Source organism: Nitrosospira sp. TNL300, assembly GCF_055385915.1.
Map to the genome: position 1 here is coordinate 1,850,267 of NZ_AP041005.1, position 20,384 is coordinate 1,870,650.

Consider the following 20,384-nt stretch of genomic DNA (forward strand, 5'->3'; position numbering starts at 1 on the left):
GCCCCTGGTTACCGCAGCAATACGGCCATCATCGCCGATCCATACCCTGCCCTGGAAGCTTGCATTCTCGCTTTGGGCAACCTTCCGATCCTTGGTCAATGGAACGATCCTGCCGGCAATGATCAGGCTCATATGGTGAAGGAATATGTATTCAACGAACGAAAGGCTAAATCGTAGTATGTTTAATGCCAGATTAAATGCTAGAGGCTACGTTTGAGTCGGCAGCACCCCTTTGGGCACACGCACTACAATGGTGCGGCGCTTGTCCAACACGGTTTCGCCTTTCCGATCTGCCCAGCCCTCTTCAGTGCGCATCCATGAAGGCAGGCCGGGTGGGAGATCATCCGGCGGGATGTCCGGAAGGTCGTCCGGGCCAAATGCGCTGCCATACAATTCCAGTCCGCCCGCCACATCCGGATTCTGTATAGCCGGCTTGAGTGCCCGCAACCCATCGTTCCAGTTCTCAAGCATTTTCGTCGTTGCGGCTTCCTGCTCTGCGCGGGTGCGAGCGGAACTCTGCGACCAGGTAGGGTGCGTCAAATGCTGGAAGGGCGGCGAAGAGCCGAACTCGGCTGCGGCGGGTGAAGCAAGCCAATCCTGCCAGGCGGTATGAGCAAGTCCACCAAATGCGATTACAGCCTCGATCGGGCTGCCATGAAGAATCGCCCCAATCCACCGGTTGCGGTAAGCGGTGATCAACGAGTTTGCGATATGACGGGCCCCTCCCCCCTGGCCATATACGCTGTAGAGGAAAGTATTGATGAAGACGTAGCTTCGGATGATACCGAGCCGCTTGAGGAATCCTTGTGCGCGTTTTCCGGCCGTACCGACAAGAACCCGGCGCACGATTGCCTCATGCTGCGCCGGATCCTGCCCCAAGATAAGTACGCGCGCGCTTCCATCCAGTCGTCCCCGATGAAAAATCGGACCCCATTCCGTCCGAAAGTCATCTACAGGATAAACGTCCTCGCCAGGGTACTCCGATACCAGTTTGACAAATGGCTGCTTGTAATACCCACGATCAAACGGAATAGCCATGAAATATTCTCCTGGTTAGCCTCCATCGAATGCGGCGAGCCGCGCCAGGTTTCGTGCTGGAACCTGGTGCAGCCTGGGCGTATACCGGACCTGTCACTCCTCAAAAAAGCAGCAGCGCAAGGATGATAGGTTTCATGTTGTCCGGGTAATTCCTCCTGGCTATTACGAACTACTGCGACGAATTACTGCGAACCCTGGGATCGCGTCTTCAGCATGCAACCTCTGCCGATACTCTTTTGGCATTTTGTTCGCTGGCCGGCATTCTCGCTGTCTGCCGTCATATCCATTATGCTTAATCAGGAAAGGGAAAAAATTCGGCAGCAACTGACTGCCGCTCCTCTTCAAAGATAGCATGTATAAACCTGATGTGGTGACTTCCGGGACGTAGCGCCATGAATGATGAATTGGCTGTCTCGACATAATATGTTTAGTGTTAAGCTTATTGCTGTTTCCGCCGATCCCCGACCGACCAACCATTGCGGGAAAAAATCATGCAATATTATTTGATATTCGCTATTGCTCTCGCCATTCTCGCTATCGCATTCGCTCTGCAGAACGATACGAATGTGACAGTGACGTTTGGCATATGGAGCTTCGATAGTTCGCTCGCCATGATGCTGGTGATTGCGGCGGGCATAGGAGCAACCATTTCAGTATTGCTCTCGTGGCCTAGCTTCATCAAGAATCAATGGGTGAGTACCCGTCTGCGCCGACAAGTGAGCAAACTGGAGGAAGACAAGGTTGCCCTGGAGCAGCGCAATACGCAACTCGAAGAAGAGCTGGCAAAATTCACTCCTGAGCCCATCCCCGAGCCACCTCCGCGCTATCTCGGACTAAAATCAATGCTCCTCGGAAACGATAAACCAAACGCAAGCGAATAGCGTATGCTGGCGATCAGCGTATACGGGCGATCGAGCCTGATTTCATCGCTTCCTGACCATGGCCATACAACGTCTATTTCTATGGCATTCCCATGTCGGATGCTGATTCACACATGAAAGCTGAGCCGCCATTTGTGCAGCTGCCCTTGAAAGCAAAAAAAGGGAGAGGAGCGGTATCCAACCTTCAGGGGCGGTACGAGCAATGGACGCGTGAAGACATCGATGATGGCTGGGGAAACAGCGGTATCATCGGAACCGGCGACAGAGACAAAGCTGAAAATGACGAGCCGGATACAGGCTTGACATGGAAGACCCAGATCATCGAGGAACATGCCAAAACCATACTGAGCCGCAATCAATCGCCGGATGTGCCTTTCAGCATTTCGCTCAATCCTTATCGCGGATGCGAGCATGGTTGCATCTACTGCTTCGCGCGTCCCACGCACAGTTACCTGGGCCTGTCGCCTGGACTGGATTTCGAAAGCAAAATATTCGCCAAGGTCAATGCGCCGGAGCTTTTGAGACGGGAGCTTGCAAAACAATCCTATGTGCCGGAACCAATTGCGCTTGGCGTCAATACAGACGCATACCAGCCCTGCGAGCGCGACTTGCGGCTGACACGGCGTGTGCTGGAAGTGCTGCGTGAGTGCGAACATCCGGTCGCGCTGATTTCCAAGTCATCGCTGATGGAGCGCGATATCGATTTGCTCTCCGACATGGCTTCCAGACGATTGGCTGTGGCCGCGGTGACAATCACCACTCTCGATCCCGCGGTTGCACGCACGCTCGAACCCCGGGCAACCGCTCCGGCACGCCGTCTACATACGATTCGCACGCTGACCGATGCCGGAATTCCGGTCGGCGTCAGCATTGCGCCAGTGATTCCGTTTGTCACCGAGCCCGATCTGGAGCGAGTACTGACGGCAGCAGCAGAAGCCGGAGCAATCAATGCAGGCTATGTCATGTTGCGCCTGCCCTGGGAGATCAGCCCGCTGTTCAGGCAGTGGCTGGAAGCACATTTTCCTGATCGCGCTGCCCGGGTCATGAACCGGGTGCGCGACATACGGGGTGGCAAGGATTACGATTCGAGCTTCGGCAAGCGCATGCGCGGCGAGGGTATCTGGGCCGACCTGATTCGGCAGCGATTCGACAAAACGGTGGAACGCCTTGGGCTCAGTGCGCATTCAAGCCGATTCAAGGGACTGGATAGTTCGCGTTTCCGACCGCCTTCTGTCAGTCCTTCTGTCAATCCAGTGGCTGTCCAATCACCCATGAGCGAAAAATCGAAGGGAAAGTACCGGGAAGCAAAAACGGGAGAGCGAAAACCAAACGATCAGCTTGAGCTTTTCTGACAGGCTGTGATCAAACATGTTCAGCAGCTTCGCTCCATCGGGCGCGGACACGCGCAGCACGTTAGCGACTGGGGGCGGGTTAAAGCTTTCTGCTGCAGATTTGCCATTGGGCAAATCAGGCAACAAAAAGCCCCGCTAAAGTGCGGGGCTATCTAAATAAAATGCAGATGAATTAGGTTAAGCGGTTGGCTTCTGCTTTCCTCTTCGTGCAACAAAGCCCAGCAGGCCCAAACCAGCCAGTAGCATGGCATAGGTTTCAGGTTCGGGAATGGGAGGAGTAGAACCGGAAATATGAGCTGACCAAAAGGTACCTCCACTCACTGGTATAGGCGTTTCATGATTAAATTGGAACCCAGCGCTGAGTGAATCGCCGCTTGCAAAGTTACTGAATCGAGTAATCGTCATCATATAAGGACCGGCTCCCAAGCTATCAAAGGTCAAGCCCGAGTCAAAAGAGGTTTGCCCAGGCGCAACTGTGGGATTATCGTCGTTCTGAGCTACCAATTTGCCAGTGCTCATATTCCATATACCGACGATGGGGTCAAAGTTTGCTCCATTGTGATAAGAATCCGTCCACACCTGTACACTGGAAGGCACAGGGATCGTAAATGGAACCTCAATCACGTCATTGTGAAAAGCAATATTCCCGCTGTAATTCAAGTCGAAATTTTGCGCCGGAGTAGAAGCGTGACCTACTGTTGACGCAGCAAACAAAATGAAGGCTGTAGCCAATTTGTTGATTTGCATTGTTATCTCCTCGATTTAAAGATCTGATGGGGTCAATGTCAGTTCGTACTGTTTCACCTCTCAAAGATCAACTTAGCACTCATGCATTGCAGCCACATAAAAAGCCAGAGCAAATGTGGTGCATAAAAGAATAAAGCAAAAAACGTGCCCCCATTTAAACACTTTAAGTATCAATTAGTTGATTTGCTGTAACCCCCTTCATGTTTCAAAAAGTGTAAGGAATTCCGACAGTTGATCTGGTTGGGATATTGCATACAAGAGCGTGAAATGAGGTCGGTATCATGTAAACCGCTTTTGGAATCTTGGTTTCAGACCAATTGGAGGAGAGGTCCCAGATCAGGCGCTTGCCTGGAGGCTGCGGGTGCTGACGAATTTCTCCTGAATATCTTCCAGTGCTGACCCCGGCACGATAACAAACAGCGGGGTAAAGGGGCGATGCGCCGAAAATTTACTAAGGTGTCCGTTCCTTGAGCAAATCCACTCAGCCAAACACCTCAGAGGCATTTTCATGCTGCCTCCCTTCGCCGCCAGAGGAGTGTATGCACCATACGAGCTAAACTTCCACCGGATCAAGCCGCATCCACAGGCATTTGCCCTTGCTTTCCTTCTCGATCATTTCCAGTTGACGGGCGTGCGCTTCCAGTTCTTCGGCGCTGGCGGCCAGGACGACGAGTTGCAAATCATGCAGGCTGATATCGAGATCAAGCGGCGATGGCGCTTCGAGTTCCATGAGCAGGCTCTCCTGGCCGCGTGTCATCGCAAGATAAACTTCCGCGAGCAACTCCGCATCCAGCAGCGCACCGTGCAGCGCGCGCCGCGAGTTATCCACCTCGTACCGCTCACACAGTGCATCAAGGCTGTTCCTTTTACCGGGAAACAGCTCTTTCGCCATTTTCAGCGTATCGGTAACCGAGCGGCAACATTCGCAGAGAGCCGGCAAGCTGGCAAGCCCTAGCTCATGGTCAAGGAATGCGACGTCGAACGCTGCATTGTGCATGATCAGCTCGGCACCATCGATGAATTCAAGCAGCTCGTGCACGACCTCAGTGAATTTTCGTTTGTCCTGAAGAAATTCGGCGGTTATTCCATGCACCTGCAAGGCGCCTTCCTCGATCTCGCGTTCGGGATTGAGATAATGGTGAAAGCGGCGTCCTGTCAATCGCCGGCTCATCATTTCCACCGCTCCGATTTCGATAATTCTATGACCGAGCTTAGGCTCGAGTCCCGTCGTTTCCGTATCTATAAAAATCTGACGCATCAGCCCGACCTTCCCTTCTATTGCAGATAATCGCCCCGGTTTAACTCTTCCCTCTTCGTCTTACAGAAAATCACTGCTGCCCGTCTAATTTGCGGAAACACCCCGCAGGGCCGTCTGCACGCCCCGGTTGGCAAGCATATCGGCATATTCGTTGCCCTCATGGCCCGAATGCCCCCGCACCCATAGCCATTCTATTCTGTGGCGCTGGGTTAGCAGATCGAGTTCTTTCCATAAGTCATCATTTTTTACCGGCTTTTTGTCAGCGGTACGCCAATCGCGCTTTTTCCAGGCGTGTATCCACTCGCTGATACCCTTCTGTACATACAATGAGTCGGTGTGCAGGCGTACTTCACACGACTTGGTCAGCGCTTCCAGCGCTCGAATGACAGCGAGCAGCTCCATGCGATTATTGGTAGTCATTTTTTCTCCACCGAATAATTCGCGTTTATGCCCGTTGTACTGCAGCAAGGCGCCCCACCCGCCCACCCCCGGATTCCCCTTGCAGGCTCCATCGGTAAATATTTCGACTACCTCGGCTGGTTTCGCTTTCATTTCTCGCCTCGCGGTAAAGTTCTACTGCGCGCAGCCCTGCGCGGCTCATTCGCGGCGGCTGTGTCTTTGATCTTGCGTGCAATCGGCGACATTGCTCTCCTCCTGGCCCTCGCCTCTTTCCACTCAGGCTTGATAACACGCATGCCATGAACACGCTTCACCGCCGTGAGGAAATAGACGCCCCCGGAGAAGCGCCACCAGCGGTCTCCTGCCTCTTCCATGAAATGAAAACGCTTCAGCCATTTCTCCTGGCTGAATGGGGGCGCGTAACAGCATAAGCAGTCTTCCGTGATTTCAAAATCCAATAATGTCAGCCAGTCCTTGAGCCGCGGCAACGCGATGAAATTGCCCCGCCACGGAAAACTCCCCTCCCGCGGCGAGCCGAACAAACCTCTTATGCCCCAAAGGCTGCGGGGATTGAAACCGGAAACAATCAGGTTACCTTCCGGCATCAATACCCGCTGCACCTCACGGAGTATCTGATGAGGATTGGAGCTGAACTCGAGCATATGGGGCATGAGCACGAGATCGGTGCTGTTCGTTTCGATCGGTAGAAAGTCAGGAGCGGCAAGAACGTCAGCTCCTTTTTCAGGGGCCGTACAAAACTTGAGTGGGATGCGGCTTGTGTGCAGGAAATCGTATTGCGGAAACCCGATCTGCATGGCGTTATAGCCAAACACATTTGCCACCGCCCTATCGAAATAGTTTTGCTCCCGTTCCAGCAGATACTGACCCAGGCAGGTTTCAAACCACTCGACTATACTTTTGGTTTGCATATTTAACGTCAACTGGCGTTCAATCAGGAATGTCTATGATTCAACTATGTAAAATCACTCAGCTCATGAATCAGCAGAAATATCCGCCTGACTTATACTCGCCCTTCGGGCACGTCCCGGCTGCCAGCCGCCCTAAAATACCTGAATAGCGCCTATCATGACCACTATCCCCTATATCGTTCCGATTCACGCCTTCAAGGACAATTACATCTGGCTTATCCGCGATCATTATCATGCTGCCGTTATAGACCCTGGCGATGCGTCCCCTGTTCTGGATTATTTGAGCCGCGAAAAGCTGAAGCTCATCGCCATTCTCAATACTCATCACCATCCCGATCACGTGGGCGGAAATGCTGAACTGTTAAGGGAATTTGCCGTACCAGTCTTTGGCCCGGCGAAAGAATCGATTCCGACGCTCACCCATCGTCTCAAGGAATGCAGTGATATAGAAAACGAAGAAGGCAGTGTATATCTTCCGGAATTCTCACTCAGCTTCCGGGTGCTCGATATCCCTGGTCACACCTCCGGACATATCGCCTATTATGGCGCAAACATACTCTTTTGTGGTGATACACTGTTTGGCTGCGGGTGCGGACGGTTGTTCGAAGGTACAGCGCAGCAAATGGTCGACTCGCTGGAAAAACTGGCGGATTTACCCAAGGACACCCTGATCTATTGCGGCCATGAATACACACTCAGCAATATCCGCTTCGCAAGAACAGTCGAACCCGGCAATCAAGCATTGGCAAAACGCGAAGTGGAAGCCGAAAAATTGCGTAACGAAGGCTTGCCCACCCTGCCCTCCACCATTGAACTGGAAAAAGCGACCAATCCGTTCCTGCGCTGTACTGAAGCGGAAATCATCGAGAGCGCCAGCAGCCATGCAGGGAAACCGCTAAACGATCGTGTCAGCGTATTTGCCGCCATCCGGGAATGGAAAAATCACTTTTGACATTATCTTTTTCTATAGACCGGTTTATACGCTAGTTCTCCAAAAGCTTGTCCCGAAAATAAATTTGAATGGTGAAGCAATTGCGTTGTCCTAACTTTGTGCTTTACTTAGGGAACTCATTACAATCCCTGCACGCACGCAAAAAATAGCAAGATTAGCGCGCCCCAGTCATGGAGTACTGATTTCCGAATCCATGACGTAATCCACTCCGCCGCTCACTGTAGCGGCGCTACGCTTTCGGAGGACAACACATGAACCCATTGGAACAGCTATTGCAATGCGGACAATCCGTCTGGCTGGATTCGATCAGCCGCGATCTCATCAAGAGCGGGCAACTGCAGCGCCTGGTAACCGAGGACAAGCTGCATGGCCTGACAAGCAATCCCACTATTTTCGAGCAGGCAATCGGGCATAGCGATGCTTACGACGATGCGCTGCGCCAGCTATTGCGGGCCAATGAAAAACAAACCGAAAAGACCCTGTTCGAGGCGCTGGCTATCGAAGATATTCGCATGGCCGCAGATGTGTTGCGGCCCGTATATGATGAAACTCATGGTGGAGACGGATACGTCAGCCTTGAGGTATCACCCCACCTGGCACGTGATACCGGAGGCAGTATCGCGGAAGCCAAGCGCCTATGGCAAGCCGTGGAGCGGCCCAACCTCATGATTAAAATTCCCGGTACCCACGAGGGAATTCCAGCAATCGAGCAACTGATAAGCGAAGGCATCAACGTCAATGTCACCCTGATGTTCTCTCTGCGCCACTATGAGGCCGTGGCACGTGCGTACATCACGGGACTTGAACGCCGTGACGCCTATTCACCCGGCGGAAACAAGATATGGCCTGTTTCGGTCGCCTCGTTTTTCGTCAGTCGGGTGGATAACGTAATCGATCCCATGCTGGAAAAGATCGGGACCCAGGAAGCGCTCGCCTTGCGCGGGAAAATTGCCATTGCCAATGCCAAGCTTGCCTATCAACGCTTCCGTGAGACATTTTACGGAGAGCCATTTGATTCCTGGCGCAAAAAAGGCGTGCATGTTCAGCGGCCATTGTGGGCCAGCACCAGCACCAAAAATCCCGCATATTCGGATGTGTTGTACGTCGAGGAATTGATCGGCCCCGATACCGTCAATACGCTGCCACTCAAAACGCTGGAAGCATTCCGGGATCATGGGCGGGCTAGCGAAACTCTTGGAAAAGGACTCGCACAAGCTGAAGCTGACGTCACACAGCTTAAAAATCTGGGAATCGATCTCAACGCAGTTACCGAAAAACTCCAAAATGATGGGGTGGATTCGTTCGCTGCATCCTACGACAAGCTGCTTGCCTCACTGAAGAAAAAGCGCCAGGAGATTCTCACTACCAGCGACCAGACAGCCTGAACCGGTTCAAGATTATTATTCAGCAGAGAACAATTACCAAGGGAGGGATCATGGAGCTGGGAATGATTGGATTGGGACGAATGGGAGGCGCAATGTCGCAACGGCTGATGCAGGCGGGACACCAGGTGGCGGGTTACGCTCGCAGCACTGATACGATGAAGCAGCTGGAAGAAAAAGGCCTCGTCGCCGCCTCCTCGGTGGAGGATCTGGTTAGCAAATTGAAGCCGCAGCGCATCATCTGGCTGATGATTCCGTCAGGAAAACCGGTGGATGAAACCCTCGGCATTTTGATACCGCTGCTGGAGGCTGATGACATTATCATCGATGGCGGAAACTCGGATTACAAGGATACTCTGCGCCGGGCAGAAATGCTCAAAACACACAAGATTCACTATGTCGATGCGGGCACCAGTGGCGGTGTCTGGGGCCTTGAAAACGGCTACAGTATGATGGTGGGCGGCGAGGATGCCGTGGTGGCACGCCTACGACCCCTCTTTGAAACTCTTGCTCCCGGCCCAAATAAAGGATGGGGTCACGTTGGTCCATGCGGCGCGGGTCATTTTACCAAAATGGTCCACAATGGTATCGAGTACGGAATAATGCAGGCTTACGGCGAAGGTTTTGCGATCATGCACCATAAGGAAGAATTCAAGCTGGACTTGCACCAGGTGGCGGAAATCTGGCGCTATGGCAGCGTGGTTCAATCCTGGCTGCTCGATCTGACTGCTGCTGCGCTGGGAAAAAACCCGGGCCTCGACGGCATTGCTCCCTATGTTGCCGATTCTGGAGAAGGACGCTGGACAGTAACCGAGGCCATAAACCTGAACGTCGCCGCGCCTGTCATTACCTTGTCGTTATTGCAACGATTGCAATCGCGTGATTCTGATTCGTTCTCCGACAAGCTGCTGTCCGCGCTGCGCAATGAGTTCGGCGGACATGCGATAAAGAAGGAGTAGCTATACGATCAAACTCTTAGACCCCGGGAAGGGCGTTCGCGTTGAGTCATAGCTTTAAAGTTGAAGGTTGCGGTATTTACGCCTGGAGCAACAGCAGCTAAAAGGTCGATGAGGGAAATGGACAAAGGAAGGTTAGCAAGTGGTTTATGGATTGTTTCGCATGCGTGAAACAATCCTGCAAAATTCAAATGCGATCAAAGCTTTCCTTCGATCCATAGCGAATTGGTGGCTTGGGGAAACTTTTCAACCAGGATAGCATCCTTGAGGGGGGGAAATTACGCTAATCCGCCATTCGGAGTACTTTGGCTATTTCTGAAATACGATAAGGCTTCCTTATAAATCTAAAGTCTTCCACGGGAGGATTTTCTGTCCTTGATGCGGGAAAGGTATAGCCCGAAGCCAGGATCACTTTGATATTGGGAAGAAGGCTACGTGCCTCCCGGGCAAGCTCAGTACCGCTCATCCCTGGCATGACAACATCACTGAATAGAACATCGATATCCGGCGTCTTTTTGAGGATTTCCAGTGCATTTTCACCAGTGTTTGCGGATAGCACGTCGTAGCCCATGTTCCGGAACAATTCAATGGTGATATCCAGAACATCCGCCTGATCATCCACCACCAATGCCTTCTCATTTCCGCCTGCCAAGCCCCCGGAACCTTCATTCGTATCCCCTTCCAGAGCTGGCACGAATAGGGAAATAGCAGTGCCTTTGCCCATCGCCGTCTCAATTACCATATCCCCACCGAATTGCTTGATCGTCCCGTACACTTGGCTCAGCCCCAGCCCTGACCCTTTGCCAACCTCCTTCGTGGTAAAGAGAACGGCTTCACCCACAGTAGCAGCCTTCAAAAGCTGAGCACGATTTCCGACTTGCATAGGATCTGTTCCTGCCTGAGTTAATCTCAGAATAATGTAATCAGAAACGGCAATGTATGGATGAACCTCTGTATATTGTCCCAATATTTCATACGTTCAGGTTACCTCACCCCTCGGTTCCGAGGATATTTCCCCTCTCTTTCTAAATTGTTGCGGAATTTAAACCGTAACAAAACTCGCTGCACATCCCTCAATAAAATCGGTTCCTACGCAACTCTGGAGCAGCGTCGCAATAAACGCCTTTCTGATCAAGCAGAAAGATCCATGCCAGGTAAATCATTCTTCAACTGATCGAAAAACGGAAATTACCGCAAGATTGATAGAACTCAACCAAAGCAGCTTTTTATCAAAAAACGCTTTACAAACGTAAATTCTTCACATATTCTTCACACATGCTTCACAAACGTAGTAGAAAGTAACAAAAGTAGCTTTAAAAGTAACCTTTTTCGCTATCGATTTCGGGAGGGTATGATGATTAACGGTAGAGCACTTGGCATTTTCTATTCTATGAGCCTGACTGTTGCGCTGGTTTTTGCTGCGCTTAATGCTGCGGGTATCACCACTGTTAAAGAAAACAGCTATTCCATCGCAACTATTGATGAAAACAGTTACAAAGTAGCCACCTTACAAAAACCCGTAGCACTTACAGAAATTCGCTGATACTTTTCCCAAAATAGCCACAAACGCGCTGATGCAATGTTGAGGGAATTTTTCTCCATATTGCATCAGCGTCCCTCCTCGTAGCATTCCCTTCAGTAAAATCCCGTGCGCTCTTGCTGTTGGATGCGCACATTTCATTCGAACAACTGATGTGGGCATTCGGGTCTATCCCCTATCTACCCTTGTTGCCCTGAGCACAGGTACAGCCTGTACTCTTCTCCGCAGGAACCACTTTAAACATAAAAAAATTGACGAAGTGGCTTACATAAACTAGCATTAAACAATGGCTGCTATTTTTTCGCCTGTTAAAAGCAACATCCACTTGATATTCCCGTTCCCGGTAAAACAATGAGACAGACTTGCACCCTGTTTACCGTATTGATTTTACTAACGCCAATCACCCAGGCGGCTGACCATTCTGATACTGATACCCGGATCACCGGGACCATTACGCAGAATGATGAGCAGAACTCAAATGCACACGAGGCAGTCGAGAGATATTTCGAAGACGAGCTCATGAAAAAACATGAGACGGTTGCCAAATACTATGAGGAGGAAGCAAGAAAGTCGCGGGCGAAGGTAAAGGAACTGGAGATGATGCTTGCGCATTACGAGGAAAAAAGCTACCTGTACGGAAAAAAGGCGCAGGACCTGCAAGCGCATACTGAAGCCCTGGTAAGAAAATATGAAGAAGCTGCAAAGGCAGATGCAAGAGAAGCGGCCTCTCACCGTCAAATTGCTTTGACGCTTAAGGAAAAAAATCACCCTACGTCAAAAACTAAAAAGTTGAGCGTTGTTGAATCCTATGGCCCAACTGTTTTATCGAAATAATAATAAGAGGCGGAAGGTAAGAGCATACGGAGAAATTCCATAGCGACATAGCAGCATAGCCATAACTCCCGCTTTTCCTGTCCGTCCGTCCTCACGGACGGCAAGCAGCCCTGCTCCAGTCCCTCAAGATACCTCCCCGAGTTTTTTACTGACCACTCATTGGAGTTGGCTGAAATTCCGCGAAATAATGATGACCCGGGAGCTACCCGATACCGCAAAAACTGTTCGTTTGTCCTGTCACCTGCCGATCCGGCTTCCAGTCATGATATGCTGGGCAGGTTATCTGGAATATGGCCATACAATAGTTACAGCCGGAACAGTTCCGCAATAATTCCGTGAAGCGATGAGTCCGGGCAAACAAGAAGCGAACGCCCTGGGCCCTTCGATATACAACTTCTCAAGGACACTTATGCAAAACTTCCTCCGAAATGATGATTTAGGCAAATTGATTCTGCGCCTGACTGTAGGGGTATTGATACTATTTCACGGGTTGCACAAAATACTTAATCCGGAATCCCTTGATTTCATCAGCAAGCAACTGACGGGTATCGATTTACCACCGGTACTGGCCTACGGAGTCTATCTCGGTGAAGTCGTCGCGGCGCTAATGGTGATCTTCGGTTTTTTCTCGCGTCTCGGCGGTTTGCTGATCGTTGGTAACATGATTTTTGCGCTTGTGTTGGCCCACTCTGAGCAGTTATTTACGTTCACCAAGACGGGGGGTTGGGCGCTTGAATTGCAAGGGTTTTATTTATTTTCGGGTCTTGCGATATTTTTCCTGGGCAGCGGAAGATGGGCCATCCGCCCGGAATGACGAAGCAACCCGCCGTCAATGTTCATCATGATTACATCAAAATAACAAAGGAATCTCTGCCCGATGGAATCAGCTGACCTCCAACAATACAGATGGCATGAATATGCCGATCTGGCAACCCTCCAGGATGCGGCCGTGGCTGCTATCCTGGATAGCGCCGCCTCTGCCATTCAGCAGCGTGGGCGCTTTAACCTTGTCCTTGCCGGGGGTGAATCGCCTCGCGAAATCTATCGGAGATTATGCAGCGCGCCAGCGGATTGGTCTCTCTGGCACGTCTATTATGGAGACGAACGCTGCCTGCCGCCCACTCAGGAAGAACTGAATTCCCATATGGCAGAAGAAGCATGGCTCAGCCATGTGCCCATTCCTCCGGCCCAGATTCATACCATCCCCAATGGTCCCCGCGCAGATAAAGCTGCGGAAGCGTATGCACAAACACTGCGCGGTGTAGGTTATTTCGACTTGACGCTGCTCGGATTGGGAGCAGATGGTCATACCGCAAGCCTGTTCCCGGGTAACGATTGGGGAATGGCGACGGATTCGCCCGATACGCTTGCAGTATTCAACTCCCCCAAGCGGCCGCCACAGCGCGTATCCTTGAGTGCAGCACGTTTAAATCGTTCGCGAAGGATAATATTTCTGGTAAACGGTGAATCAAAGCATAAGGCAGTGGCAAGATGGCGGGCCGGAGAAAAAATACCTGCCAGGGCGATAATGGGGGAAAACGGTGTGGATGTACTCGTGGAATCGGCGTTACTGTTACCGGTGAAAGAACAACAAGATTAAATAAAAAAGAAAACAGAAAATGGGGGCAAAAAAAAAGGAGTAGAAACTACTCCTTTTTGGATACAAACCTGAATCGACATAATTCTCCCCCACGAGCCATGCATTCATGTTGCTCAACCTTGCTGTCGGTAAAAGCTTCCATTAGTCCACGGTCCAGGTGACAAATCTCCATGTCTTTTGCGGCCATCTGGTGAAACACACAATTATCCGCTTCAATCACCTTTTCTCCGTCTGGCAAGGTAGCACTTTTCGCGTTGTAGCCAAGCTGATCCATTACCTCTGTCAGCTTGTCGATTTTTTCCTCCTTTGTATTCAAGTCCGGATATTGACCACGTATCTGCTCTGCGATACCTGCACCGATTTCAGACAAGCGCTTACCCATGTCCTCGACGCCTTCTTCGCGCCGAACCGAGGCCAATACCAGCTGTGCCAGCCAGGAATACTGGCGGGGAAAACTCTCCTTGCCAAGTTCGGTAAGAACGTAAAGCTGTTGAGGTCTTCCGCCTCCTGATGGACGCGTACTTCCAGCCGTTACCAGACCTGCTCCCTCCAGAGAAGAGAGATGTTGCCGAACTGCATTTCTTGTAATCTCCAGCCCTTTTGAAAGTTCATCCACACTCAGGCCTGGCCTGCTTCCACGCAAAAGCTTAAGCAATTGCTTCTGCCGTTCACCTATCGTATTTAGCATCTGATATACCTCCTTCACCCCCGTCATAAGAATTACCGGCTTCATTATAAACCACTGACAGCCTGTGTCTTGTCTTAAGACACTTTAAACATAAAATAGTTGACAAAATAGCTATGATTCCTTATAATTTCTTCACAAATAAAGAATAATCGAGGTCTGATCCGCCTCGATTTTGTCTTGATCCAATTTTACTTCCCAATTTCAGGCGAAGTTGCCCCGGAATTGCGATCTATCCTACCTCCCTGTTTTTTGTACTCCATTGTTTTTTGTAATCTTTTCGCTATCTTTTGGCATTAACCTCATTGATTTTAAAGGAAAGCGCAACGTGACAACAAGGAGAATTTTCGCGGTTTTATCCTTCGGTTTACTGGCTGCATGTGTGCAAATGAGCCCGCATGAGGCCGTCCAGAGCACGAATATTCGCAGGATGGCGCAGAACGCCAGGACTCCCGGTGATCATGATGCGTTGAGCAAGTATTTTGAGAACGCGGCCAAGGAAATGCAAACCAAGGCTGATGAGCAAAAAAAATTACTCGAGCATTATGAAGAGAAGGGTTATCTCTATGGACGCCAGGCACAGGATTTGAAGTCGCATACTGCGGCCCTCCTTCACAAATACGAAGCAAATGTGGATGAGAATATCAGGGCAGCTGCCATCCACCGGCAAATGGCCGTAGAGCAGGCGAAACGTGAATTTGCCACACGTGAAGGGCAGGTTGTAAACGCTGAGAATCGCGCCCACTCCTCGAAGTAAGCAAAAGGCTCAGGAAAAAACATCAGAAATCACTTGCCACGGTCCGTGAATCGTCTTTTTCAATCTCTCCAGGCCGGGAAACGCGGCAAGCTCAGGAAAAAATCCATATCGTGATTAGGCCAGAGTTGACCCTTTTCCCTGCTCTCCAGCGCCTTTAACTTGCGGATGCTGGCCAGCGCCAGGGACTCGTTATCCTGCCAGCAGTACCCTGGCGCGATTTCCTCCACCAGATTCTCTTTCAGATCAGCGGCGTCTCCACACAGGATGACTGGCGGTCCCTTTTGAAGCTCGATGAAGAGCGACATATGTCCAGCTGTGTGTCCAGGACTGCTGATCGCCCGCACTCCCGGCGCGGATTGTCCCCGTCAGCAACGGCCAGACTTTTGTGGTACGGGGCATATCGGTTCGTCGGTTCGTCACGGGGACCATCTCAGTTGCGATACGAAAGTAAATCGCCGCCAGCTAATAATCACCCTGCTGAGAAGACGCCTCTTCCGAGTGGCCGGAACGATGCCCAATACCGGATATCACATGAGCGGAAAAATTCATGGCGAAAGGCACGAGCAACATGGCTGCGAGCAGCACCAGGAGCGCGACGTGCCTGCCCATGCCGATTTCTCCCCGCGCCATTTTTCGGAAGAACCATACGACCAGTAGAAAGAAACCTGCCAGAACGAGGATGCTGGTCGTTACAAAGCCGCTATCCATCTATCACAGTCCCCTCAGCTCGCTCTGTCTACGCTCGATGAGCACTATATTACTGCAATTTCCTGCACGTCACGAAAATAGCACTATTCCTCCTGATGCACGGAGATTGTCAGCGGTACAGGCGGAATGAACCCTTCCTGGGTTGGAGCGGGGTTTTGACGCCACAATGCCGCGAGCACACTGCCCAATAGCGAATGCATTACGGCGGAAACCGCCCCAACGACGGGTGCAAGCGGCAACAATGGAAAAGCCTGTTTGGCCAGCACGACGGCAAGTCCTGAGTTTTGCATCCCCACCTCGATTGCAATCGTGCGTGCACTGTTACCATAATAGCCAAACAAGCGGGCAAAGTAATAACCGAACAGAAAGCCTGCCCCATGCAATAGCGCAGTCGCCAGGATAAGTTCTCCGCTATAGGCAAGAATAGCCTCTGCATTGGCGGCAAATATCACTGTGCAGATAAAAACCACGCCCGCCACTGAAAGCAGCGGAGCGACGGGCAGAACCCGCATGACCAGGCGAGGTGCCCACCGGTTGAGCAGCACGCCCAGAAAGACAGGGATAATCACGACTTGAAAGGTCTGCTTGAACAACAGCCAGGCATCGACCGGCACGAGAGCGCCCGCGAAAAGCTGGGTCAGCAAGGGTGTGAGCACAACGGCTGCAAGCGTGGAGCAGACCGTCATGACGACTGAAAGTGCGACATCGGCACCGGCGATGTAGCTGATCAGGTTTGAAGCGGTACCACCCGGAGCGCACCCCACCAGGATGAGTCCTACCGCGAAATGAGGAGGCAGGCTCAACGCCTGGGCTACTATCCAGGCCGTCAAAGGCATGATGGAATATTGCGCCGCGAAGCCGATGGCCACCGCTCGCGGGCTCCGCGCGATGCGGCGAAAATCCTCTACGGATAGTGTAAGCCCCATGCCCAGCATAATACAGGCAAGAACCGCAACCATCAGAGGACCCTGGTTGAACGAAGCCAGTGATTCCGGTGCATACAAGGCAAACAGCCCCGAGAGAATCATCCAGAGGGGGAACAGGAGGGTCAACTTCTGCAACATGGAGCTTGGTATCCTGGTATAGCTGCTTATAACTGCTATCAGTCGTTTCGCGAAAACAGAAGTGTATGATGCTGGGCATGGCGACTGATCAGCCGGGTAGAACGAAGCCCCGCTTCCCCGGCCATTCCCCGTAGGGTGGAAAGGCACTCAGGATAATCGTGGTCGCGAACGTGCGCGCATGCTTCTTCCAGTTGCTCCGGCGGCACGCTCGTCCATTTTTCCCGCATGAAATTGAGATAACCTTTCAAAAAATCCTCCCGAGCCTCATTTTCTTCACGCACCACATCCACCAGTATCAGTCCGCCTTCTTTTGAGAGGCAGCGTCCCGCTGCCTGGAAAAACCGCGCCTTTTCATCCAGACTCAGATGATGGATTGCAAACCCGGAGAAAATAACGTCCCACGCCTGATTCACAGACTCGATGGTTTGCAGGAGCTCTCCCTGGATCAGACTGGTTTCTCCTGGCAATCCTGCGAGGTGCTCCCTCGCCTCCGTCAACGCAGCCTCGGACAAATCCACGCCCTCGTATACCAAAGGAGGAGAGCGTTTCAGGCAAGGCGCAAGATAGCGGGCGTTGCCACAGCCGAGATCCAGCAGGCGATACTCTCCCCGATCAGCACGCGACCTCAAAAGCTCCCCAACCCCGGCATAGATCTCCCGGTGAAACATGTAGTTGTGCTCCGTGATCAGATCATAGAGCGACCAAGACCGGGTGAAGATGGCGACAGGTTCAGCGGATAGCATGACTCGGGAAGGCTCGTTGCGATGGTAAAATTTCGACCGATTTTCACAATAGACGGAAGAATCCCTTTATTTTAACCTTTTGAAAATGCATTGGCGACGACCAACTCTTTGAAGACACCTTCGCACCGGCACGCTCATATGCCCGCATTTTTACTAAAATATAGTGGGAACCTGCGGTAAAGCCGCAATGGAGAGGCGAGATGAGTCCTCCAGGGTATCCGGATACAAAAATGCAGGTAAGATCGATAGGGAATTTTGGAGTCGCCCAAATAGGAAAGAGAGAGCGAACGCCTGGATATAAGCGGCGAACACTACGAATGCAGAGTCTGCGGAGGCGTCGCTTTCTTGATTACGAGGAAATGGAATGAACATACCAGCTGGATTCGATAAAGAAGCTTTGCGATACGTAGCCGACGCTCTTGAGACGGAGTCAAAAACTGTTGAAGTGAACAACGAGACAGATTATCCATGCCATCCAGAGAGCGCCCCTGCACAGGCGGCTCGCTTTATCCGGGCTGTCATTGCCGACGTCCCGCTGCCCCCAGTGCATTCAATTGCACCTGAACCATTCCACGCCGAGAACTCTTCTGATCAGGAGGACCAGAGCATGGACTGGTGGCAAGATGCCATCACAAATGCATTGGGAGTCGCGCACGAGCATTATCAAGAACGGGTGGAGAACGGTCCGACACTGCAAACACAGAACAGCGAGCGTGAAAACAACGAGCGTGAAATGTGGGAGCTTGTGAGCGAGCGGGACGATGCTACCGAATGGGCTGATAAACTGGCTCATGCGATAGCGGAACGTCTTGGTGTCGATATTGGCGAACTCAGCAACGCAAGCAATCCATGGCAGAAGGCGCTGGATTATTGCGAAATGCCAGCTCAGGAGATTGATCCTCACGAGCATATGATAAGACACGTTGCTTCTCATAATGGGTCGAATGCTAGTGATGCTAATGACAAACTCAGGAGAGCGGCTGAGGAAGTTGTTAACTTCCTGGATATGGAAGTCAACGAGGAGCAGCTAGTAGATGGATTGAAGCTACTCGAAGGCGCTATTGAAAACCTCCGCGACGCACTGGAGGAGAAATCATGAAAGTCGGATAACTGTCAGATGAAGCCGCGACTACTACACCTTATTCTTTTGCATGCAGCATATTCCTGCCACTGTCTTGATTGAAATTTTCATCGGGCCTCATGGACGGCAAGTGAATCTGAATACTGAGTCCTTCATCCGATTCGTTTCTCGCTACGATTTTTCCGCCATATAGCCGAACAGCCCGATCAGCAATGGCGAGCCCAAGTCCATGTCCACCTGTCGAGCGATCCCGGGCTTCTTCCAACCTGACGAAGGGTTGAAAAAGATGGGGCAGCATGTCTTCAGGTGCACCAGGTCCGTGATCCCGAACCTGAACAACAATTCCATTACGACAGGTTGTATCTGCCAGCATGCTTATTTCAACTGCCGTAGCAGGTTTTGTATATTTGATGGCATTGCGTACAACGTTTTCTATCGCACTGTGCAGAAGCCCGGGATTTGCCCATACGACTGCTGAGAAAGTATCCCCCAATTCTATCCGGCAGCCCATCGCTGATGCCTCGAATTGCGCATCCTCCACAAGTTCTTCAAGTAGTTCCCGTATGCTCACCTTTTGGGCATGAGCGGAATCCACCCCTGCTTCCAGGCGGGAGAGTTCGAGTAGACGGCCGATGAGTTCATTCAAGCGTTCTATTTCCGTCTCCATGCGGTTCAATTCCTTTTCAGCCTGCCCGGCTGACCGCTGCCGCGCAAGCTCCAACGCAGCCTGTAGCCTTGCGAGAGGAGAACGAAGCTCATGTGAGGCATCGCTCAGCAATTGCCGCTGCGCGCCAAATACCCTCTCGAGTCGCTCGGTCATCTTGTCAAATGCACTTGCCAGTTCCCCGATCTCGTCGCGCCGGCCAGCCATGGAGGGAACAACGCGCTGTGCCAGATCGCCGTTTGCGATATGCTGCGCAGCATACCGTAAACGTTCGAGCGGAAAAGTGAGGTAGCGACTAAGCAGCAAGCAGATCAACGCGCTTAGCAGCGCAGCGATAGCTACGGGAAGCGCAATTACTCGCGGGCGCTGCAATATCCTCCGCAAGGTAATGCTTTGGAAATCGGGAACCATGTAATAAAGACTTCCGTCCGCAAGGCCTATGGGCTGATGGTGCGGATATCCTCTCCTGTTCATGCGATTGGAGTGCTGTCGCCTCCGCTCCAGCCTCGATGCGATATCAGGAGGAATTTCCCGATCGAGCAGATCGCGACCTGTCTCATCGATCAGGAAAATAGGAATTGCTTCACTCCGATCCAGGTAGTCGAGCCATTCCTTGAGGCCTTCAACACCCTTCTCCCTTGCGGCCGTTCGCCCCTGATCAAAATATCCCGATAGACGCTCACGCATGTTCCCGGCATCCTGCTGTACCCGATTATGTTCGAGATAGCTGGAAGCAGCAAACAGAAGTAGCGCAGTGAAAATGATCAGCGTGAACCAGAAAGACAGGAATATTTTCCAGAAAAGGCTGTGCATG

Annotated in this window: 23 protein-coding genes; 11 read left to right on the forward strand and 12 right to left on the reverse strand. The window is 51.7% G+C overall.

What is annotated here, in order from left to right; genetic code table 11:
• Positions 1–207: 207 nt before the first annotated feature.
• The gene (locus ACZ5BW_RS08535; protein WP_464538920.1) at positions 208–1,038 is read right to left on the reverse strand and encodes a uracil-DNA glycosylase family protein; all 831 of its coding nucleotides are present in this window, start codon (positions 1,036–1,038) and stop codon (positions 208–210) included.
• Between the two features lie 491 nt (positions 1,039–1,529).
• On the opposite strand from ACZ5BW_RS08535, the gene ACZ5BW_RS08540 reads away from it, so the two are divergent.
• Positions 1,530–1,919 carry a LapA family protein gene (locus ACZ5BW_RS08540; protein ID WP_464538922.1) on the forward strand — a complete coding sequence of 130 codons (390 nt, stop codon included), beginning with the start codon at positions 1,530–1,532 and terminating at the stop codon, positions 1,917–1,919.
• Positions 1,920–2,065: 146 nt separating this feature from the next.
• A complete protein-coding gene (locus ACZ5BW_RS08545) occupies positions 2,066–3,271 on the forward strand; it encodes a PA0069 family radical SAM protein (RefSeq protein WP_464538924.1) in 1,206 nt (401 codons plus the stop codon).
• Positions 3,272–3,448: 177 nt separating this feature from the next.
• Here the strand turns inward: ACZ5BW_RS08545 and ACZ5BW_RS08550 are convergent, their stop codons facing one another.
• The 4 genes from ACZ5BW_RS08550 to ACZ5BW_RS08565 all read right to left on the reverse strand — a co-directional run bounded on the left by ACZ5BW_RS08550 (position 3,449) and on the right by ACZ5BW_RS08565 (position 6,604).
• Positions 3,449–4,018, reverse strand: a complete 570-nt coding sequence (locus ACZ5BW_RS08550; RefSeq protein ID WP_464538926.1) for a DVUA0089 family protein — start codon at positions 4,016–4,018, stop codon at positions 3,449–3,451.
• A 553-nt stretch (positions 4,019–4,571) separates the two neighbouring features.
• Positions 4,572–5,276: a DNA polymerase III subunit epsilon gene (dnaQ, locus tag ACZ5BW_RS08555; protein ID WP_464538928.1), complete on the reverse strand. Its 705-nt coding sequence runs from the start codon at positions 5,274–5,276 to the stop codon at positions 4,572–4,574.
• An 84-nt stretch (positions 5,277–5,360) separates the two neighbouring features.
• Positions 5,361–5,828 (reverse strand): ribonuclease HI, encoded by a 468-nt coding sequence (gene rnhA, locus ACZ5BW_RS08560; RefSeq protein ID WP_464538930.1) that lies wholly within the window; start codon positions 5,826–5,828, stop codon positions 5,361–5,363.
• Positions 5,825–6,604, reverse strand: coding sequence for a class I SAM-dependent methyltransferase (locus tag ACZ5BW_RS08565; protein ID WP_464538932.1), 780 nt, complete (start codon positions 6,602–6,604; stop codon positions 5,825–5,827). Before ACZ5BW_RS08565 ends, rnhA begins: the two co-directional genes overlap by 4 nt.
• Before the next feature lie 157 nt (positions 6,605–6,761).
• Here ACZ5BW_RS08565 and gloB point away from each other — a divergent pair, with 157 nt between their 5' ends.
• The 3 genes from gloB (at position 6,762) to gnd (ending at position 9,897) form a co-directional block, all read left to right on the forward strand.
• On the forward strand, positions 6,762–7,556 hold the full coding sequence (gloB, locus tag ACZ5BW_RS08570; protein WP_464538934.1) for a hydroxyacylglutathione hydrolase: 795 nt from the start codon (positions 6,762–6,764) through the stop codon (positions 7,554–7,556).
• 251 nt (positions 7,557–7,807) lie between these two features.
• Complete coding sequence (tal, locus tag ACZ5BW_RS08575) at positions 7,808–8,941, forward strand: transaldolase (RefSeq protein ID WP_464538936.1); 1,134 nt, start codon at positions 7,808–7,810, stop codon at positions 8,939–8,941.
• Between the two features lie 50 nt (positions 8,942–8,991).
• Positions 8,992–9,897 (forward strand): phosphogluconate dehydrogenase (NAD(+)-dependent, decarboxylating), encoded by a 906-nt coding sequence (gnd, locus tag ACZ5BW_RS08580; protein ID WP_464538938.1) that lies wholly within the window; start codon positions 8,992–8,994, stop codon positions 9,895–9,897.
• 280 nt (positions 9,898–10,177) lie between these two features.
• Here gnd and ACZ5BW_RS08585 read toward each other — a convergent pair whose 3' ends face one another.
• The gene (locus ACZ5BW_RS08585) at positions 10,178–10,777 is read right to left on the reverse strand and encodes a response regulator (RefSeq protein WP_464538940.1); all 600 of its coding nucleotides are present in this window, start codon (positions 10,775–10,777) and stop codon (positions 10,178–10,180) included.
• A 468-nt stretch (positions 10,778–11,245) separates the two neighbouring features.
• Between ACZ5BW_RS08585 and ACZ5BW_RS08590 the strand changes: the two genes are divergently transcribed.
• The 4 genes from ACZ5BW_RS08590 (at position 11,246) to pgl (ending at position 13,868) form a co-directional block, all read left to right on the forward strand.
• Positions 11,246–11,437, forward strand: a complete 192-nt coding sequence (locus ACZ5BW_RS08590) for a hypothetical protein (protein ID WP_464538942.1) — start codon at positions 11,246–11,248, stop codon at positions 11,435–11,437.
• A 516-nt stretch (positions 11,438–11,953) separates the two neighbouring features.
• Positions 11,954–12,268, forward strand: coding sequence for a hypothetical protein (locus tag ACZ5BW_RS08595; protein WP_464538944.1), 315 nt, complete (start codon positions 11,954–11,956; stop codon positions 12,266–12,268).
• A 343-nt stretch (positions 12,269–12,611) separates the two neighbouring features.
• The gene (locus ACZ5BW_RS08600; RefSeq protein ID WP_464538946.1) at positions 12,612–13,082 is read left to right on the forward strand and encodes a DoxX family protein; all 471 of its coding nucleotides are present in this window, start codon (positions 12,612–12,614) and stop codon (positions 13,080–13,082) included.
• A 63-nt stretch (positions 13,083–13,145) separates the two neighbouring features.
• On the forward strand, positions 13,146–13,868 hold the full coding sequence (pgl, locus tag ACZ5BW_RS08605; RefSeq protein ID WP_464538948.1) for a 6-phosphogluconolactonase: 723 nt from the start codon (positions 13,146–13,148) through the stop codon (positions 13,866–13,868).
• Positions 13,869–13,914: 46 nt separating this feature from the next.
• On the opposite strand, the gene ACZ5BW_RS08610 is transcribed toward pgl, so the two are convergent.
• Positions 13,915–14,556 (reverse strand): helix-turn-helix transcriptional regulator, encoded by a 642-nt coding sequence (locus tag ACZ5BW_RS08610; protein WP_464538950.1) that lies wholly within the window; start codon positions 14,554–14,556, stop codon positions 13,915–13,917.
• Positions 14,557–14,881: 325 nt separating this feature from the next.
• On the opposite strand from ACZ5BW_RS08610, the gene ACZ5BW_RS08615 reads away from it, so the two are divergent.
• Positions 14,882–15,310: a hypothetical protein gene (locus ACZ5BW_RS08615; RefSeq protein ID WP_464538952.1), complete on the forward strand. Its 429-nt coding sequence runs from the start codon at positions 14,882–14,884 to the stop codon at positions 15,308–15,310.
• Between the two features lie 59 nt (positions 15,311–15,369).
• Here the strand turns inward: ACZ5BW_RS08615 and ACZ5BW_RS08620 are convergent, their stop codons facing one another.
• The 4 genes from ACZ5BW_RS08620 to ACZ5BW_RS08635 form a co-directional block, all read right to left on the reverse strand.
• Entirely contained in the window at positions 15,370–15,615 is a 246-nt protein-coding gene (locus tag ACZ5BW_RS08620; RefSeq protein WP_464538954.1) for a hypothetical protein, read from the reverse strand.
• Positions 15,616–15,772: 157 nt separating this feature from the next.
• Complete coding sequence (locus tag ACZ5BW_RS08625; RefSeq protein ID WP_464538956.1) at positions 15,773–16,018, reverse strand: hypothetical protein; 246 nt, start codon at positions 16,016–16,018, stop codon at positions 15,773–15,775.
• A gap of 83 nt (positions 16,019–16,101) precedes the next feature.
• Positions 16,102–17,082, reverse strand: coding sequence for a bile acid:sodium symporter family protein (locus ACZ5BW_RS08630; protein ID WP_464538958.1), 981 nt, complete (start codon positions 17,080–17,082; stop codon positions 16,102–16,104).
• Positions 17,083–17,120: 38 nt separating this feature from the next.
• Positions 17,121–17,825: a class I SAM-dependent methyltransferase gene (locus ACZ5BW_RS08635; protein ID WP_464538960.1), complete on the reverse strand. Its 705-nt coding sequence runs from the start codon at positions 17,823–17,825 to the stop codon at positions 17,121–17,123.
• Between the two features lie 364 nt (positions 17,826–18,189).
• Here ACZ5BW_RS08635 and ACZ5BW_RS08640 point away from each other — a divergent pair, with 364 nt between their 5' ends.
• Positions 18,190–18,924: a hypothetical protein gene (locus ACZ5BW_RS08640; RefSeq protein ID WP_464538962.1), complete on the forward strand. Its 735-nt coding sequence runs from the start codon at positions 18,190–18,192 to the stop codon at positions 18,922–18,924.
• 40 nt (positions 18,925–18,964) lie between these two features.
• Here the strand turns inward: ACZ5BW_RS08640 and ACZ5BW_RS08645 are convergent, their stop codons facing one another.
• Positions 18,965–20,383, reverse strand: a complete 1,419-nt coding sequence (locus ACZ5BW_RS08645) for an ATP-binding protein (protein ID WP_464538964.1) — start codon at positions 20,381–20,383, stop codon at positions 18,965–18,967.
• Between the last annotated feature and the right edge of the window lies 1 nt (position 20,384).